Origin of the sequence: Terrimonas alba, from assembly GCF_042434975.1 — a bacterium.
Lineage (GTDB): Bacteria > Bacteroidota > Bacteroidia > Chitinophagales > Chitinophagaceae > Terrimonas_B > Terrimonas_B alba.
The window spans coordinates 141122-159082 of sequence record NZ_JBHMQM010000007.1; the positions used below are offsets into that span (position 1 = coordinate 141122).

At 42.8% G+C, this 17961-nt stretch carries 10 protein-coding genes and 1 pseudogene; 2 read left to right on the top strand and 9 right to left on the bottom strand.

The genetic code is table 11. The annotated features are described in order from the left end of the window. Positions 1-7 precede the first annotated feature (7 nt). From ACFEL9_RS19915 to ACFEL9_RS19935, 5 genes are all read right to left on the bottom strand, one after another. A complete protein-coding gene (locus tag ACFEL9_RS19915; RefSeq protein WP_385893899.1) occupies positions 8-2311 on the bottom strand; it encodes a DUF5703 domain-containing protein in 2304 nt (767 codons plus the stop codon). After that, positions 2308-5640 carry a glycosyl hydrolase gene (locus ACFEL9_RS19920; RefSeq protein WP_385893901.1) on the bottom strand — a complete coding sequence of 1111 codons (3333 nt, stop codon included), beginning with the start codon at positions 5638-5640 and terminating at the stop codon, positions 2308-2310. Before ACFEL9_RS19920 ends, ACFEL9_RS19915 begins: the two co-directional genes overlap by 4 nt. 16 nt (positions 5641-5656) lie before the next feature. After that, on the bottom strand, positions 5657-6556 hold the full coding sequence (locus ACFEL9_RS19925; protein ID WP_385893902.1) for a glycosylase: 900 nt from the start codon (positions 6554-6556) through the stop codon (positions 5657-5659). Positions 6557-6950: 394 nt separating this feature from the next. Then, positions 6951-8951, bottom strand: a complete 2001-nt coding sequence (locus tag ACFEL9_RS19930; protein WP_385893904.1) for an aceric acid hydrolase — start codon at positions 8949-8951, stop codon at positions 6951-6953. A 172-nt stretch (positions 8952-9123) separates the two neighbouring features. Next, on the bottom strand, positions 9124-11034 hold the full coding sequence (locus tag ACFEL9_RS19935; protein WP_385893906.1) for a right-handed parallel beta-helix repeat-containing protein: 1911 nt from the start codon (positions 11032-11034) through the stop codon (positions 9124-9126). 185 nt (positions 11035-11219) lie between these two features. Here ACFEL9_RS19935 and ACFEL9_RS19940 point away from each other — a divergent pair, with 185 nt between their 5' ends. Both ACFEL9_RS19940 and ACFEL9_RS19945 read left to right on the top strand, forming a co-directional pair. Next, complete coding sequence (locus ACFEL9_RS19940; RefSeq protein ID WP_385893908.1) at positions 11220-11453, top strand: hypothetical protein; 234 nt, start codon at positions 11220-11222, stop codon at positions 11451-11453. A 113-nt stretch (positions 11454-11566) separates the two neighbouring features. Next, positions 11567-11731, top strand: a pseudogene (locus tag ACFEL9_RS19945) (type II toxin-antitoxin system RelE/ParE family toxin); the annotation flags it as partial. Here the strand turns inward: ACFEL9_RS19945 and ACFEL9_RS19950 are convergent. The 4 genes from ACFEL9_RS19950 to ACFEL9_RS19965 form a co-directional block, all read right to left on the bottom strand. Then, positions 11732-14026 carry a TIM barrel protein gene (locus tag ACFEL9_RS19950; RefSeq protein ID WP_385893909.1) on the bottom strand — a complete coding sequence of 765 codons (2295 nt, stop codon included), beginning with the start codon at positions 14024-14026 and terminating at the stop codon, positions 11732-11734. 10 nt (positions 14027-14036) lie between these two features. Continuing rightward, a complete protein-coding gene (locus ACFEL9_RS19955) occupies positions 14037-15017 on the bottom strand; it encodes a dihydrodipicolinate synthase family protein (RefSeq protein ID WP_385893911.1) in 981 nt (326 codons plus the stop codon). Between the two features lie 90 nt (positions 15018-15107). After that, positions 15108-16670: a sodium:solute symporter family protein gene (locus ACFEL9_RS19960; protein WP_385893913.1), complete on the bottom strand. Its 1563-nt coding sequence runs from the start codon at positions 16668-16670 to the stop codon at positions 15108-15110. 161 nt (positions 16671-16831) lie between these two features. Continuing rightward, the gene (locus ACFEL9_RS19965; RefSeq protein ID WP_385893915.1) at positions 16832-17959 is read right to left on the bottom strand and encodes a sialidase family protein; all 1128 of its coding nucleotides are present in this window, start codon (positions 17957-17959) and stop codon (positions 16832-16834) included. Positions 17960-17961: the final 2 nt, after the last annotated feature.

A 17961-nucleotide genomic window follows, 5' to 3' on the forward strand; every position in this document is an offset into this window, starting at 1 on the left:
TTCATCTTTATTTCAGTAACACTTCAACATCCTTCATTCTTTCTGGCGGCAACACTTTTACCCGGACCAGCTTTCCATCTTTTAACTCTGCTTCTACAGTAGTGTTATAAGGAGCATGTAATTTATAATGCACATCTATATTCTTTGGCCAAGCGGGAAACAAATAAATTTTTTTATCATCAACCTGCATTAGCATTTCCTGCAAACCAATCATGCCACTGCCACCCCAGTTATGATCAGGTACCCAATCAAACCCTGGTCCCCAAAATGCCGGAAATCTCCGCCCTGAATTTTGCAGCTTTAAGGAAGTCAAACGCCAGGCCTCACTGGTTAATCCTAATCTTGCCGCCCAGATATTATCCTGTTTCCAGCCAATATGACTCCTGAATTTGACAACATTGGTATCATAGTACCAGGTGTTAAGAGCAGTATCTAATCCCGGCTTGCCTATTCCAAAAATCCCCCATGGATATACCGGGTATAATTGTGGCGATTCTGTATTATTAATACGTTCCCATATTTTAGCTGGTGAAATGGTAGCATGCCCATTGAAATTCCCGTAATTAATTGAAGGGATTCTATTTTGTAAGGCCGCGCAATATCCCTTTTGTTCTGGGGAAAGAAATGTTTCTGGCAATGACAGTAACCGTTGTGTAATGGATTGTAATGCGGTAATGGTCGACGTTGAATTATACGCCATCTTAAAAGTTTCAGCGCCGCTTCCGGGATATAAAACAAGTTTCCCATTTCCATCCAACGCCTTATTGCCTCTTTGTTTGGCGAGCCATTGGTAATGCTCATCAAAAAAACGCAGGCAACTTTCAATAAAAGGAATTTTATCACTGATGTCTTTGCCAGTGTAAAGATTTTCTTCCAGCATCATCAAACAAGATTCTAACACGGTATCCCATTCATATTCGAGCCAGGCGTTATACTCAATTCCCTTATCAAAGTCAGCCGGGCGTTTAATACCATACTCAGCATAGTTCGGTAAGCCGTAGTTTTCCATTTGCTCGGTAAAGCAGGCACCTCCGTGATTCCAATACACTTTACTTCTTAGCTCAGCATTTTTTAAAAGTCGTAAATAAAAATCAAGTTGCGGTTGCAGCATATCCCAGTCCCCGTTTTTAATCATTGGGAAATAAACCAGTCGCTGGTTTTGCGCTGTATGTAATCCTCCGCCCCAGTTTCGATAGTCAGGGGTAAGCTGGTGAGCGGTGTCGGTGAAAACCGGATCAACTGTTAAAAGACCGCCATTAAATTTTGTTGGCCATTGGCCATGTGCATTGCAGGCAAGCATGTAACGAAAAAGTTGGAAGTTTCTTCCTACCTTCCATTCTTTCGATGATGGACTAAACTTGTTGATCCGAATAAAACTCCGGTTCCAAAATTGCCGCCACCATTGCTGCGTTTTGGAAAACGCTTTCCTGTCATTGATCGCATTTTTTTGCAGCGAATCCAATCCCCGCTTCCATAACCTTATGTCATTAACCTGCACTGTGTGCAAGATGAGTTGCAGGCTATGTTGCTTTGCTACACGACTACTTTTTAATTTCCAGCCTTTGAAATCGGTGCTTACATAAATTCCTTCACCTGTTCCTGCCGGAGAAAAATTGTCGCCGCCTAAAGAACCACCAAAAGCAAGACTTTTTAAGGGGTTATATAATTGACCTTTTATACTGTCCAAACCTTGTTGCTTTACCGTCACATCAAAAATGGTGGCAGCATCATTATGATGATAAAAAACAACGTCGTTGCCTGTAAAAGCAATGCTATCTTTTTTGTACATATGATTTTTCGGCCCTGCCCATTTCCAGGAATTACCAAAATTTTCTCTCGACTTAATTACCCTATCCCGGTAGCGCCAACTTTCAAAGGTTGCTTCAACGGTGATTCTTTTATTGGCATGGATATCAATATGCGCCGCCGGTTTGAATACATCGGCCCATATTTTTGCAGTTGCCTGCACCCCATTATGTTCTCCTTCAACAGTAATAAATCCTTCCTGCAAATGCAGTTCCTGTTTAAAGGTCTTTCCATCGAAGGGATTGGGAAATAATTTAACGCGAACCCTTCCCGCTTTCATCAGCGCATTGTCCTCATTAAAACTTCCACTTCTTGCCACATAGATAAATAACTCTCCTTTTTCTACCCACACATTCATGCCGATGTCTCCACCTCCACAGGGCATGGATTCAGAAGCATTGTTGCTTTGCGTAGTCCATATAACATTATAGTTTGGCACCTGCGCCAGGGCTTCATCAACCAAAATTGCAAGGACAAGAAATATAGAGACCAATCTACGCATCATCTGACAACAAGTTTTACATCACCGACTAATCCGGCCGGCAGCAATGGTTTATCCTTTAACCGGAATGGCGCCGTTGTCCAGATTATTCTCTTAGCTGGTGGCAATAAATTATCACCGATTAAACGATTATGCCAGGTATTGGTAACGGCAACTTCAATTTTGTTTTCACCCTGCTTAACAGCTTTGGTCACATCTATTGAATAAGGTGGTGTCCACAACGTACCGCAATCAATACCATTCACTTTTATTGTGGCAATATTGTAAATAGACTCAAACTCAAGGGTAACACGTTTATTTATGTTGCCTGTACTCCATTCAAATGCATTTGAATACACGGCAGTTCCCGAATAATATTGAATGGACGAGTCAGCAAACTCGGTCCAGCTTTTCAATTGAGGCAATTCGATTGGCTTTTCAGGTCCACCAAAGTTTTTATCGAATTGAACTTTCCAGGCCTTTGAACTTAGATCATAAACGATGGATTCCCCTCTTGCAAAATTGGAATAGTCCTCCTTCTGTGCTGTTGGCTCACGGAATATATAAAAATACGAAGCTCCGGGAGCTATATTGAGTGAGAGGTATCCGTTACCCGCATTGGATCCGGGACCGATGATTTGTCCATTGACTGCATCAGCAATTTGCAAAACCCTATCCTTTATTCTAAAATGCATCCTTCCTTGCCATGGTTCATTCGATTGGTTTGAAATAAAATAAATATCTGCATCGCCATATTTTCTGTGCGTCCATGCGATTGAATGATTGTTGTCTTCAATTGCCACATCCTTTTCCAAACCCAGTCTTTCAAAAGAGCTGTCCGTATAAGGTGCTGATAAAACATTTCTATTAGGAGTAAACAAATTCATATACTCTTTGCCCGCAATAATTTTTGCGCCTCCTTTTGCTAATTGCTTCAATTTATTTTTTGCCGCTTCATTCAAGATGCCATTTGGATTCATGGAATTTTTACCTGGTATTACCAGCAGTTTATAACTGGTTCCACCCGGCGTCACTACTCTCCCATTCAACACTTTCATTTGCATTAATACATCCGGATTGAATGAATCATAGGTATAACCATTCAAGGGATCGATCCAGTCTTCCGGATCGGCGATGTTGGCTGAATGAGTAACTCCATCCGGTATTTGCCGCAGCGGCTGTCCTTCATTGGCCAATCTCCTTTTTTCCGATTCCACTTTTTCCTTTCCAAAAATGCCAGGCAATGCGTTCACTAATCTATCCGGTAAAACAGAACGTCTTGGCACTTCTTCACCCGTAAACACGGCAATGTCCACCACCGGTTTTCCTAATTGCAGCAGCGCCTGGCACCTGGTGAGATATTCAATCCATGCTTTGCTTTGTTTGAACCATGTTTGGTCTCTTTGAAAATACAATCCAACACCATCAAGCGTCATTCCAGGTTTTTTATCCATCCATGGATTGTGTGTAAAAACATGCAACACCATTTTATTAATGCCCAATGCAAAATTTCTATCTCCCAATGCTTTTAAATTACCGGGATGCTCGCCCCAGTTCATCCTCACCGACGTGAAAGCTTCAGCCTGTACGGTATTCTTACCATATATATGGGCACCACTAATGGCATCCAACATGTCATTGGGTTTATCATGCGTAGGACTATTGAGCCAAAATTCCCCCATCGGTATATCTACATTCTTATAATGGAGTAATCCATCGCTGACAAAAGTTGGCGCAATACTTTCCGCACTGAAACGGCAGCCCTTTTCTCTTGCCAGTTTCTTTAACGTTGTATAAAAAACATCATTTACCAGTTCGGCAATCGTGGTTCTTATATCATGTAAAACTTTTTCGGATTCTTTCGCACTATTGATGGGCACACCAGTCATCACCAATAAATAAGGCACCAGATCATAACCCCGCCTCCTCTTAAATTCGCTAACAAAATTTTTACTCCAGTTCTGACTTCCGCATTCCCAACTATCGACATGGAAGATTTTCAATACTTCTTTGGTCAGAACAGGATCTGTTTTCTCAAAAGCCTTTTCAAACCAATTATCAAACTGCAGCTTCACAGCGGTGGCATTAAACTTATCACACTCCAATCCTTTTCCCGCTCCCCCGGTTGTATTGGTTTGGCCCGTGGAGGTATGACCTATACGCACAATGACCCAGCCTGCCTTGCCGTCAGGCAGGTTACCATGAGGTGGTATCCAGTTCAATTTTCCACGCCCACCTAATTTACCGGTGAGATTGATGATATTTTTTAATGGTACTGCATCTTTATCACTTACCTGCTCCGCTGTTGTATTCGGCGCTACTCTCCATACGCTGCCGTTCTTTGCTTCATAGTGATGAATCACCGGCTCATCGCTTAGGTAAATACCCATCACTTTCAAAGATGGTTTCCATTTGGCAGCATCCAGGTCTTCTGCACCAGGCTCACTTTCGTCTTTATTATATACGAAACGAAAATATTTTGCTTCAGTAACAGGGATCGCATGTGTATAATCTTCTTCGGTATCCTGCCATCCATGTCGCGGAGCTTGCAATCGTGTAATGGTTTTGAAGCTTATTCCATCGTCGCTCGCTTGAAAGATCAATCGCTGCGCCTGGTAACTATTGGTGCCGGTATGAATACGAACAGACCTACAGGTAAATGGCTTTGAATATTTATATTGTATCCAACACGCTGAATCCGATTTAAAACTTTGTTTGTTATCCCCATCAGCAAATGACAAAAATTGCGCTTTTGCTCCATTGCTGGTGCTGACGGTCGGAATCATCACTTCGCCTGCGAACGCATAGGATGAATTGGCGGGATAAGCGAATACGGAAATATCCTGGTAATAGCCTTCGTTTGTTTCGGGCTGTTGAAGAAAAATGGCTTTAGAATTAGCGGTCACATACTGTTTGGTCCAGACAAGTTTTTGCATGGAAAGTTCCGGCCTGATCCATGGGCCTCCTGCTAATGCAAAGCCATCACTGACATGCATAGCTAATTTCAAGTTCACCCGTTTTGCTTCCCGCATGGCAAACTCTACCATGGCCCACCATTCGGGAGTCAATTGCCTTACGGTTGGTTGAAATGGAATGGCAGATGATGTGTCTTTAATCGTCATGAGGTAAGCGCCGCCTATTCCAACCTCTTTCATTGCTTCAAGATCTGCGGTAATGGCTTCCCTGGAAACAGCGCCATGCATCCAGTACCAAAACACCCATGGTTTTGCTGATTCAGGAGGATTAAGAAAATTTCTTTCGATAGCTGAAATTGATTTATCCTGCGCAAAAACAATGCATGGGAAAGAAAGACAAGCGAAAATAAAAGAATATCGTAACAAAAATGTCTTCATCTATCTAAGTTCCCCTTCAGGGGGATAGGGGTTTAAACTCTAATGTGCTTTTTCCTTTATCAACCGAAGTGGCCACAGCAATGCCTCTCTGGTCTTTATTATTCACGGCGCAATAAAAATGATACACAACCCCTTTCCACTTTATCACATAACTTTTATGTGCGAACTTTTCATCATAAGGCTCAGACGATTTAATAAGATCATCTCCGGTCCAGTCCGTCCAGTTCACCAAATCATAACTGCAGGCAAAACGGTTGAACGCATCCTTTCGCCCTTCCCAAAAGGCCCCAAAATAAAACATCACCCACAGATCGCCGATCTTTTGAATAACGCCATCACCGGTGATACCAATTTTATGATGCACAACCGGGTCGCTTCGATAACGCTGCCAGTTGATCATGTCGTCACTTACGGCCATTCCGATCCGTTCAAACCAGCGCCATTTAGGTGTATTATTACTGGTATCACCGTTAGCATTGTAGTACATTACAAATGGATGACCCAACGTTTTATTCTTATCCCAAATAACCGAGCTCTTAAAAAGTTTTTTATTTTCCCACCACCGAACTGCACCATCCGTTGAAGTTAAAACAGGTTTGCTTAACCGGCTCCACTCATGGGGCTTTTTGGGATCATTAGCCGTAGTAGCAATCCCGATCGCCAAAGGACCGGCCTCATACCCCCTCTCCTTCCCACCGATATAAGACAACCAATATTTGTTTTGAAACTTCTGCAGCCGATAATTGCCACCCCATTTGGCATCCTGCAAGGCCACATATCCGGCCTTCTGGTTGTTGTCCCAATCAGTGGTATCAGAAAAGCTCATGATCCTGCCAAGGGTTTCCCACTCCAGGAGATTCTTACTTTTAGCCAGCCATGTTTCATAGCCCCGTCCATCGAACTGGATATACGTCATGTACCAATATTTACCCTTACGGAAAACTGAAGGGCAATCGATTTTCTTATTGCTGTTTTCGGGAACTAGAACAAGACCGTATTTATATAGAGTTTTTACCTCTTCATATACCTTTTGCATTACTTCCTGCGGTACTGTTTTTTGTGCTTGAATTTGAACCACAGAAATACAGAGGATACAAAGGGTCACTAAGAATCTCCTTGTGAATCTCCGATTCGTCGTGTCTCCGCGTTTAAAAAATTTAAACACTAACTTCTTTTGCTTATTCACCAGCTTTCTTTTGAATGAAATAAGATGTAATCCGTTCTATTTTTCTTTTTTTAACCACCAGGACACTAAGTTCTCGAAGTATCACAAGACTTGGTGTTGCTTTGTGTCTTTGCACCTTTGTAGTTCACCTCATCAACGGCATCCAAACTGTCATATCCGTTTTACCACGGTTTGCCCATGCGTAATAAGGTATAAGTTTAATAGTTAACGGTTTGAGTTTTGTATTCACTTCTTTATACAATGTATTGTTCCATTGATTCTGATCGAGCAGCCTCGCTTCCCCGGTTAATGCCATTACATTTCCTTCTGCCACTTTCATTGCTACGGGTTGTAATTTGATCATTGCAGGAATCACCACATCAAATACATTCTGATGCAGCAGATCGCTTGATTCAAGACAATACACAATCGGCCCACGCTTTACCGTTACCTGGTTTCTGGTTTCTTCAACCAAAGGATTGCTTTCGATGAGTGTTGCAGGCATATCCATGTTCAATTCCAGTTTATCGTTTGCCTTCACCGCCAACTCAACAAAACCGCTTTGTTTTTTTGTTGTAACAGGTTTGCCGTTTTGTTTTAAGTCGTAACGTTTGCACCAACCAGGAATACGCAGGAATACTTTCGTTTCATCCTTTGATAACTCTTTTATGTTGAGCGAAATCTTTCCATCCCAGGGATAATTCGTTTTTTGCTCCAGTTTGATCTTTGTTCCATCATGCAACTCCGTAACAAGTGTGTTGCCACCATACATACTAATGTACAAACCTTTTTCACCGATGCTGTATATATAACTGTTCACTTCGGCAATGGTGCGCACCACATTCGGCGGACAACAATTCGACTTGCTGATGTAAGGAATGCGGCCACCTTCCCAACGGAGATGATACGGGTAGTTTGTTGTTGAAGCCAATGGGTTGGTGTAAAAATATTTGGTACCATCCATGCTTACACCGCTCAGCACACTGTTGTACAAAGCCAGCTCCACAATATCAGCGTATCTCGATTCGCCGGTTAATAAAAACATGCGCCAGTTCCATAACACATTGCCAATGTTGGCACAGGTTTCATTATGTGCACTAAAGTTGGGTAATTGATAATCCCGTCCATAACTCTGATGTACTTTCTGAACGGTATCTGGTTTATAAGCTGTACCATCCACACTAACACCGTCATATAAAGCGCCACAACCACCGGTGATATACATTTTGGTGTTGATGACATTGTTCCACATCTTATTCAATGTATTTATCAATGTTGAATCGCCTGTTTCAGCATATACATCAGCCACACCTGCAAACAAATAGTTCGCTCTTACTGCATGCCCCACCACTTTGTTCATGTCACGGAAAGGTGCACGGTCGCTGTTATCATCTGTTCCTTCCACCGTACCACGGATATTGATAAGATGAATGACGAGATCGAGATATTTCTTCTCATTTGTTGTGCGGTACAATTCTGTCAAACCCATGTAATGCGAAGGGCAAATAGCATTGCGTGCAAGTTCAGGAGAGGCTGAGCTATAAAAACCAATTAAAAAGTCAGCAGCTTTCTCTGCAATGTTGAGTAAGCTTGCTTTACCTGTTGCCCGGTAATGTACACAGGCTGCTGTCATGAGATGACCAAAGTTGTACGCTTCAAAACTCAACTGGTCGTCGAATATTTTTTCTTTGCCCGATTTTTTTTGCTCAATGATATTCTTGGTGTAGATATAACCGTCCTGCTTTTGTGCTTTGCCGATCACATCAATCGCTCCATCCATCCATTTTTCCAGTTGCGGATCCCTGGTGGATGCATACATCGCTGCAACTGCTTCCAGTGTTTTATAAAAATCGCCATCATGAAACGAAGGACCATGGAAACGACCGGTATCTAAACCAGCTGCAACCCGGAAATTCTGAAACGAATAACAGATGTCCTTGCTGGTATAAGTTTGCCAAAGTTGCGGCAACATCGCATCACGACAAACTGCAAACCGCTCTGCCCAGAAACCTTTTGTCCACTTTACATCGACCATGCCCACACCGGTAAGTTTTGCATGACTGCTTGCCCGTGTATTGACAAGACTTGTTTGTGCATCTATTTTCTGCGACAACAGAAGGATGATTACAATTAAATATTCTTTCATTTTATGTTATCATTTTTTTGAACCACAGAGATCACAAAGGATTTACTTAGTGACACTCTGAATCTTTGTGTCTTTGTGGTTCCATTAGCTGAATAGAGCGCAGGACGCATCCCGATAAAATCGGGACGACGCAACGAAGCTGATAGTGGTAATATAGCCGTATACATAATTATTATTCTGAATTGATGGAATGTTTATTATCAATAATCATCTTTTCTTTCAGGAGGTAATGATAAGCTGGTTGTAAACCTGCTGCTTCTTTTATGGTATTGTTGACCTGCGGACCGTTGTTGCTCCATATATTTCCGGGACCATTGGCATTTTGTAAAAATTTTTCCGATGGCGTCCAGTTGTCTTTTACAGTTATATATGATGATCCCTCATCTGTATAAAGATAAAACCAGTGCTCCGGCAAATGAGCATACGACGCCTTATAAATACTGTCAATATAATTTTCACTGATAAGCGATCCCTGCTGTGCACTCAAGGTATAAATGCCACCGCAATCATAATTGTGTTTGCCAAAGTGATGAATCTTGTTGGCGATGATCTTATTTTCTTTCATTGCATTGACGGATTTACTCCACCCCCATCCCATGCTGATGCCGGTATAAGAAATATTTTCAATTTCGCTGTGCTCAATCAGTGTGTTGCGGGCATAGCCAATTCCTATACCGACACAACCCCAATCTTCGTTAGCAACATGGGTAATAAGATTGTTACTGATCTGCATATGGCTGCAAACTTCCCGTTCATCTTTTGGGTTATAGGGAACATGCACTTCGGTGGATTCATCAGAAAATACACCAGCAAGTATAGCAGACCCGCCAATGTCTTTAAACAAATTTCCCTGGATGAAATTATCATGTACCGCTTTATGGTAATCAAGACCTGTTGAAGCCAAATGTTCGAAACGGCAATTTTCAAATCCTGTTTTTTCAGCATAAGATACTTCGACAGCCGCGGCGGGCCGACCCACCCATGCCTGGTTATCTAAACCTTTTTTATCAGCAGTGCCTTTGGGATTCAGTTTATAAGCATCCAACATATACATACCAGCCTGGTGAGGAACATGCCCTTGATGAGATGGACGCAACCAACCTGTATGTTGGAGTGAAACGCCTTTGAAAAAAATATTGGATATAGGTCTATCTATCGTCCCTTCCATCCTGATCAATGTTTCTAAGAAAGGAGCAATTGCTGATGCTGTGGAAAGATTTTCATTATTGCGAGGCCAGTAATAGAGTTTTTGTTTTTGTATATCGAGATACCATTCGCCCGGCTCATCTAAAAACTGCAATGCATTTGTTAGGTAAAAAGCAGAGTTGCCTGTTTCTTTACTGATCCACGGTGCTGGCCAGGGATGTTCACTTTGTATGCGGCTTTCGGGTTGATGGAAAAAAAGTTTGGTGCTGTCACCTTTCACTTCCATCTTCTTTACACGAAGAATGGCAATGGCCCACCATTGATGAATAAGAAGCTCAACGCCTTTTGCATTTTGTATTTGTGAAAAAATTGGTGTCGGTATCCAGCAGGTCTGTTCGGTTTTATTCCAGCTGAGGATGCGGTTCATCAGATCGCCATTCGTGCTTTTTGCACGAACAGCTTTTACATTGTTGATCCATAGTTGGCGGAAGTTGAATAGCTGATCGCCCATCATCGGCATATCGGCAACCCATACTTTTCCGTTTGCTTTGCTCGATAAACTCGGAATGGCTGTCGCTAACTTCTTCCAGTTTTTGATTTCAATTCCGCCACTCAACACGGGCTGCTCATTGGGTGCGGCTTCAATGATTGTTGGACTTGTTGAAGTACCAGCATCTTCGGGCCGGATAAAAACGGGCTCAGTTAATTGATATCGACCGCCGTTGAGAATGATGTGAATCCCATTAGCGATGGAAGTATCATTCAACCGACGCAATTCTCTTGCCTTGCGCAAAGCTATATTGAGTGTTGCCAACGGTTTGTCTTTGGAACCATCGTTGAAATCAGAACCGGTAGGAGAAACATAAATATCTGCTGCCCTGCCCGCATGAGCAAAAATGTTAAAAACAAGCAGGAAACATGATAGCAATCGTTTCATCTTTCATTCACCGTTGAAGCTGTAAACCCTGCCTCAAAAACAGGCCTTTAGAATGAATAAATGTACCGTGGTTCACCACCCTGAAAAATGTATGTATTTGCTATAATGATGGAGGATTTTCCTGTTTTGGGGATGTCGGTGACTGAATTCCCTGGTTACAATTTGTAACTTTATAAAAACAGGTGATGGCAACCTCTTCCTTAAAAGATAAACTCATTGATAAGCTCCGGGAAATTGATGATCCGGCTTTGTTGGCCGAGTTGTCAAACCTGTTTGAATTGCAGGAACCGGAAACTGTTTACAAAACAAGTTCCGCCCAAAAAAAATCCATCAATGAAGCAAAGCTACAGGCAAAAGATGGCCGTGTTGTTGGCAATGAACAAGTCGACAAAGAATCAGACGAATGGTTAAGCGAGTAGTCTGGACACAAAATGCCCAAAACGAACGAAAAGAAATTCTTCTTTATTGGAAATCCCATAATCAATCCAGTGCTTACAGCCGCAGGCTGAATTAACTTTTCAAAAAGGCAGTAAACCTTATTAGTGCACATCCCAATATTGGCCGCAAAACAGACGTTGAAAATGTACGGGTAAAACTGGTAAGGGATTATCTCTTGTTTTACGAAGAAGCGGATGATGCGATTATTATCCTTTCAGTCAGGGATAACCGACGCAATCCTGATGAAACCCCTTATTAATTACTCCTGGAACACCTTTTTCAAATACGCTGCATTCGCACCGTAATTATATTTCGTATCTCGTGGATTTCTTGCATCACGGCTACGTTCAATCACCAGCCACCCACTCCAGCCAATTTCATCCAATGTTTTTTTCACTTTGTACATGTCTATTTGCGGATCGTTCTGCAGCCACGCACTGTCCTTGTTGGTTGCATGAATCATGCTGATGCGGTCTTTGCCGAGTATTTTTATCTCGCTGATGAGGTCTCTGCCTTCTTTGAGCGGATTGGAGAAATTGAAATAAATTTTGATCGCTGGTGAACCGATCTGTTTCAACAACTCCACTTCCTCTTTCGCAGTGAGTGATGTTTCGATGCCAATGACAACACCAGCTTGCTCTGCCAGCTTTCCTGCAACTCTTAAACGTGCAATTACTGAATCACGAACAGCACGATTCTTTTTTATATCGCACTGCACACCCAAGGGCAGGAACGCATGTTTTACATTCATCAGCTTCATGGTTTTGATACAGTCTTCAATGCTGCGGACATATTCTGCACGGCCGCAAAATGATTGGGCATAATAACCCGTCATCGCCAGGCAGAAGATTTCGACTTTACTTTCCTTTGCTGTTTTAATAAACTGATTACGCACAGAATCAATCAGCAATTGATTATCGAAAGTTGGCCTTGCACCCAAGCCGCCCATATCCACTTCTACCCCATCTGCTTTTAATTGAGCCGTTAAGGTGATGGCGCCGAGTTTTTGGCGTTTGAGCAACATCAGATCAATTAAACCGATCTTATAACGTTGATTGGTTCTTGCCCGCCCGGATGATCCGGTCGGACGGGCTTTTTCAATTTCATTTGCAAACACCTTTTCTAGTTTTTCAAATCCCTTCACTGCATGTGCAGGCAGTTTCCCCCCATTATCACCAAACACGTACAAACTCTTTTCCGGCTCTATGGTGATTTTTGATTCATCAAACTTGCCGTTTGCATCCTGGATGGCTTTCAGATCTAAACCCAAATGCTTTGCCATGAATTCATATACAGCTATACGTTTGTTGAAGCCGAAATCATGTTTCTCCCCGGGCAGGTGCACATTGTTTACATTTTCTTTCTTACCGTACCAACTATACATTTTCTGCAGGTAAGGAAAATCATGTTCAGGCATTTTATCGGTCCAGTCACCACCATCGCTTACAATCAACTGTGGACGTGGCGCTGCCATGGCTGCTATCTCCACGTTATCTGTTCTTCCCCCACAACTGTGAATATCCATACCGCTTTCACAAGGACAACCGCCATAGAAATAAGAAGAAAGTGAAACAACAGGTGCAGAGACTTTAATACGATCATCGAGTGCAGTCATTAACACGGTATGACTTCCCCCGCCCGAACCACCCGTCATACCAACACGATTTGTATCCGCATCCTTCTGTGCCAGTAGATAATCAAGAATACGGATGGCGCCCAATGCCTGTATGGTCATGGCTAAACTTCTGCGATGATCTTCAATTTTGAATTGTAATAAGGATTCGCCCCATGCAAACAGATCGTAACTGAAAGCCATCGCTCCCGTTTTTGCCAATGCGGCACAACGATACTGACAATCGGGGCGGTAACGTTGTTTTTCCCAATGACCATCGGGATTTAAGATGACAGGAATTTTTCCTTTGTACTTTAATGGCTTGTATAATGATCCGTTGATCCATACACCCGGTAAAATTTCAATGGCAATATTCTCCACACTGTAACCATCAAAGATGCGCCTGGGTGTAATGATGGGTCTGCTATTCGGAACAACCGGTAAATGTGTTAACTGCAAGGCTTCCTTTAAACAAGGCTTAAGATCGGCTTTGCGCTTTTCCCATTCTTCCAGGGTTTTGTATTGCGCAGCAATACGATCCAGCTCTGCCCAACCTTCTTCCACCGGCCAGCGGTAATATTCATATACACTTAGCTTGTATTGTTTCTCCTTTTCTTTCTTCACTTTTAGTTCGAGTGGTTTCAGGATATTATCCAGTGTTACTTCTACATCGGGACGATACTTCCATTCGGCATAGGTTACTTTTTTATTTGCCACCAAACTGTCGGCATATTTGATGATGACACCGTATTTCGCTTGAATATCGCTTAATACTTCCTTTAAGGGTTTGCTGAACTGATTATCGGTATTCAACTGTGCAGTTGCGTTGAACCACAGAGACACGAAGGCACAAAGAAGCACAAAGAAACTTATTGCTTTTTTACTATCTTTTTGCATCTTCTTTACTGAAAACTGGTCTGCCTGTAACTGAGACTTCATCATAGGGATAAATTCAATAAATACTTTCAGAATGATTGGTTGAACCTACAATGGAAGCTACATCAACTTTCTGAATATCGAGTTTTTCACACCACTGTTCAAAACGATGATGGATGTCATCAAGTGTACTGCGCTGATCGGGTGTCAACTTGGTTGCCACCGCACGGCTGATGGTACGCACCGGTAATCCACGTCTTTGCAAAAAGTATTTAGCGCTCATCGGGTAAGCAATATGAATGAGCGGATCAACTTTTGTTAACTCTTCCTGCAACCATTTTACTTCTTCCTGCTTTTCCGGATTAGTAGCGTTGTTCACCATCCACACCATCACTTCCGGATAAAAATTACCGGAGATGGACGACATCCCCTTTGCACCTCTTTGTAAACTGAAGACTGCATTGGGCGTATGCGCATCATAAAACTCCAGGTGCGTATTTCCTGTTTCATGCAACACATCGAGTTTTGCCTGCACATTTTCATGTGTGATGGAAGTGTCTTTGTGATACACCAGCCGGTCTGCCTCCAGCAAGCGCCGAAACACATCGGCAGTAATGATACGCTTGTACGGCGCGGGGCATTCGTACATACCCAGGGGAATATTTCCTGTCGCCTCAAACATCTGTTCAAAATTGCGGAGCAGTACTTCATCACTGCCTTCTTCTTTGGCGAAATGCCCGGTGATCATGATCGCCGCATCAATGCCGGTATCATAAATCTTACGTGTAAAGAGTGCTTTATCATCAATGGTTAATCCAAACGAGCCTGTCGCTACAACAGGCACACGACCATGAACCTGCCTGACAATATGTGCAGTTAAATCCAAACGCTCATTTTCGGTGATACTGAACATTTCGCTGCTGAGACAGTTGGCGAAGAACCCTTTTACGCCGGCTGCCAAATAAAATTCAACGAGTATACTAACCACCTCCGGGTCAACCTCTGCTTTGAGGTTGTACGGAGTGATCATAACGGGGACAAACTTTTTATCAGGCATTGCAACCATTTTTTTCGTTTATAAATTTGCCTTCATCGGAATTACTGCACAATGTTGCATTTAACTATTCTCCTGTACAATTTTACTGTTTCACCGCCTGCTGCTTGCTTTGGAAAATTTCGTCAGTAATAATCCTGATAAAAATATACTCAGCGTTCCTACCACGATTATCATATTCACATGTAATGGATTTTTCAGGAAGGAATAATTGCCATCCAGTCTCCCGGAAAAGGTCATCCATAAAATCACAATGATGCCAATGATGACTGCTGTAACCGCCGCCGCATTTTTTGTTTGACGGCTGATGAGGCCCAGCAAAAACAAACCCAGCATACCACCTGCAAAAATACCACTCAGTTCCCACCAGATATCGAGAAGGCTTTTGGCACCAATCATGGCCAAACCTGTGCACAAACCAATTACACCAAATACAATAGTGGAAACATGCAACAGATAAAGTTTGCGTTTGTCAGTAATATTGGGCTTAAAATATTTTTGGTAAATATCAACCGTAAACACCGTTGCCGAAGCATTCATATTACTGCTGATGGTACTCATAGCTGCCGACAATAATGCCGACACGATCAAACCAACTAAACCGGTTGGAATATTGTTCACCATAAAAAACGGCAGTACTTTATCGCCATAGTCGGAAGGCTGCAATGTTACTGCCAATTTGCTGATCTGCAGTTGCGACGCGGATGAGCCCAACCGTTCTGCTGCCACCTGCAGTTTCACGGGATCAATAAGTCCCGGCTGAGTTTGATAAAATGCATACAGGGCTGTCCCGATAATGAAGAACAATAATGATGCAGGTACATACATAGCCACACATAGCCACACAGACATTGAGGCCTGTTTTGATGACTGTGCAGTGTGATAACGCTGGATATAGTTCTGATCCATCCCGAAATTATTCAGGTTGATGAAAAAACCATAAAACAGCACAACCCAGAATGTTGATTCGGTAAAGTTTGGCGAAAGGTTGCCCAGGCTTAGTTTATGATCGGTTGTCGCAATGGAAAACAGCTGCGAAAAACCACCGGGCAATTCCTTCACCACTAAAAACAAAATAAGCAGGGCGCCCAATGTTTTAATGATGCCCTGTACCACTTCTGTCCAGATTACCGCTTCCATTCCTCCCAGTACGGTGTAGATAATAATACAGATGCCCATCACGATCATGATCGATTGCATACTGAAACCTGTGAGTGCCTGCAGGCTTAATGCAATACCAAAGAAGATAGAACCCATTCGTGCAAACTGTGTAAGCAGGAAACATACCACGGCATAAGTTCTCGCCCATGGGCCGAAACGTTTTTCTAAATGTGTATAGGCTGATATTTCACCGGTGTTCCTATAAAACGGAACAAAATATTTCGATGCCACCCATGCAGCGAGTGGCATGGAAATGCTGAACACAAATGCGTTCCAGTTACTGCCAAATGCTTTGCCTGGTACCCCTAAAAATGTATTGCTGCTTAAAAAGGTAGCGTAGATAGAAAGCCCGATCGCCCAGCCCGGAATTTTCCCCGATGCTTTGGTAAACTGGTCACTGTTTTTATTCCTTCGTGAAAAATAAAAACCAATGCCCACCATGGCGAGCATGTACACTGCTATTACAACAAGATCAGTAAATGGCAAATTGTGCATCGTTAGGTCTCCCCAGCCCCCTTCCGAAGGCGGGGCTTTAGATCAACATTAGTTATAAAATCATTTTCATGAATTAAGTTCAGCTACTATTCATTAATTCATTATCGAAAAGCGAGGGCTGTGTGCTGCTACACTCTCCCTTTAGGGAGAGATGGAGAGGGTTAATCATCCGAAGGTTTATCTACCTTCACCAAACCGCCCGGCCATTGTTCATTAATGATCTCTTTACCTACCAGCTTGCGCGGATCGATCTTTACATATTTAATTCTCTCTCTTCGCCAGGTGTAAACAATATGCACCATCCCGTCCTTCGATTGTATCACGGATGGATACGAATATTGGCTGATCGGTGAATCTTCGAGTATCAATGTTGCGAACCATTTCTTGCCGTCTTTCGAAATCGCCACGTTCAACGGCGTCCTGGCACCCTTTCCTCTTGGCAAACTGTCGGCAGGTTTTACATGATTATATACCAGCAACTGTCTTCCGTCTTTCAACGTAACCGCATCGGTTCCTGAATTATTATTCGGCATGGAAGACGCTTTCATTTCGTTCCAGGTGTTGCCGCCATCGGCACTCCAACTTTCATTAATCGTCCGGTTCTGACTGCGGCATAAGATCTGCAGGCTACCGTTTTTGTATTGCAGGATACTTGGTTGGATGGCAGAAACGGCTTTACCATCATTGATGGGTGGAGTCTTTGTCCAGGTTTTGCCGAAATCAGAGGTAAATTCAATATGTGCTTTCCATCCATTCTTTTCAGTACTGCTCGGGCACAGTAAAACATTGTTGAGTAAAACCGGCTTATTTTTAATGGGGCCCAAAAATCCATCGGGCAATGCTTCCCGTTCACTCCAGGTATGACCATTGTCTTTACTGCGTTTCATCCACCCCGTCCATCCTGCTACATTCGGACCGATCTTGTAAAACAATAACAGCTCACAGTTAGGTGCATAGAACAACACTGGATTGTAACAGGCATAACGCACCGAATCATTCAGTATTCCATCGGCCACCATTACCGGTGCTGTCCATTTGTTTTTCACCAGGTGGCTTGTCCAGATGCAAACATCTTTATTTCCTTCCCTTGTACCGCCAAACCACGCCGCGATCAATCCTTCCGGTGTTTCAGCAATGGTAGAGGCATGAGCCTGCGGAAAAGGAGCTTCGGTATAAATAAATTCATCCACCAGGATGCCTTTGCTCCATTTGCTTTTCTGCGCCTGCACTTGTGTAGCCAGGGTTGCTGTCATAATCATCAGCCCTGCTGCCAAAAACGTTTTGTTCATTC

Coding starts and splice junctions, on each gene's coding strand:
- ACFEL9_RS19930 (WP_385893904.1), bottom strand. CDS start 8,951: ATGAAAGAATATTTAATTGTAATCATCCTTCTGTTGTCGCAGAAAATA.
- ACFEL9_RS19935 (WP_385893906.1), bottom strand. CDS start 11,034: ATGAAACGATTGCTATCATGTTTCCTGCTTGTTTTTAACATTTTTGCT.
- ACFEL9_RS19940 (WP_385893908.1), top strand. CDS start 11,220: ATGGCAACCTCTTCCTTAAAAGATAAACTCATTGATAAGCTCCGGGAA.
- ACFEL9_RS19925 (WP_385893902.1), bottom strand. CDS start 6,556: ATGACGTATATCCAGTTCGATGGACGGGGCTATGAAACATGGCTGGCT.
- ACFEL9_RS19960 (WP_385893913.1), bottom strand. CDS start 16,670: ATGCACAATTTGCCATTTACTGATCTTGTTGTAATAGCAGTGTACATG.
- ACFEL9_RS19950 (WP_385893909.1), bottom strand. CDS start 14,026: ATGATGAAGTCTCAGTTACAGGCAGACCAGTTTTCAGTAAAGAAGATG.
- ACFEL9_RS19920 (WP_385893901.1), bottom strand. CDS start 5,640: ATGAAGACATTTTTGTTACGATATTCTTTTATTTTCGCTTGTCTTTCT.
- ACFEL9_RS19915 (WP_385893899.1), bottom strand. CDS start 2,311: ATGATGCGTAGATTGGTCTCTATATTTCTTGTCCTTGCAATTTTGGTT.
- ACFEL9_RS19965 (WP_385893915.1), bottom strand. CDS start 17,959: ATGAACAAAACGTTTTTGGCAGCAGGGCTGATGATTATGACAGCAACC.
- ACFEL9_RS19955 (WP_385893911.1), bottom strand. CDS start 15,017: ATGCCTGATAAAAAGTTTGTCCCCGTTATGATCACTCCGTACAACCTC.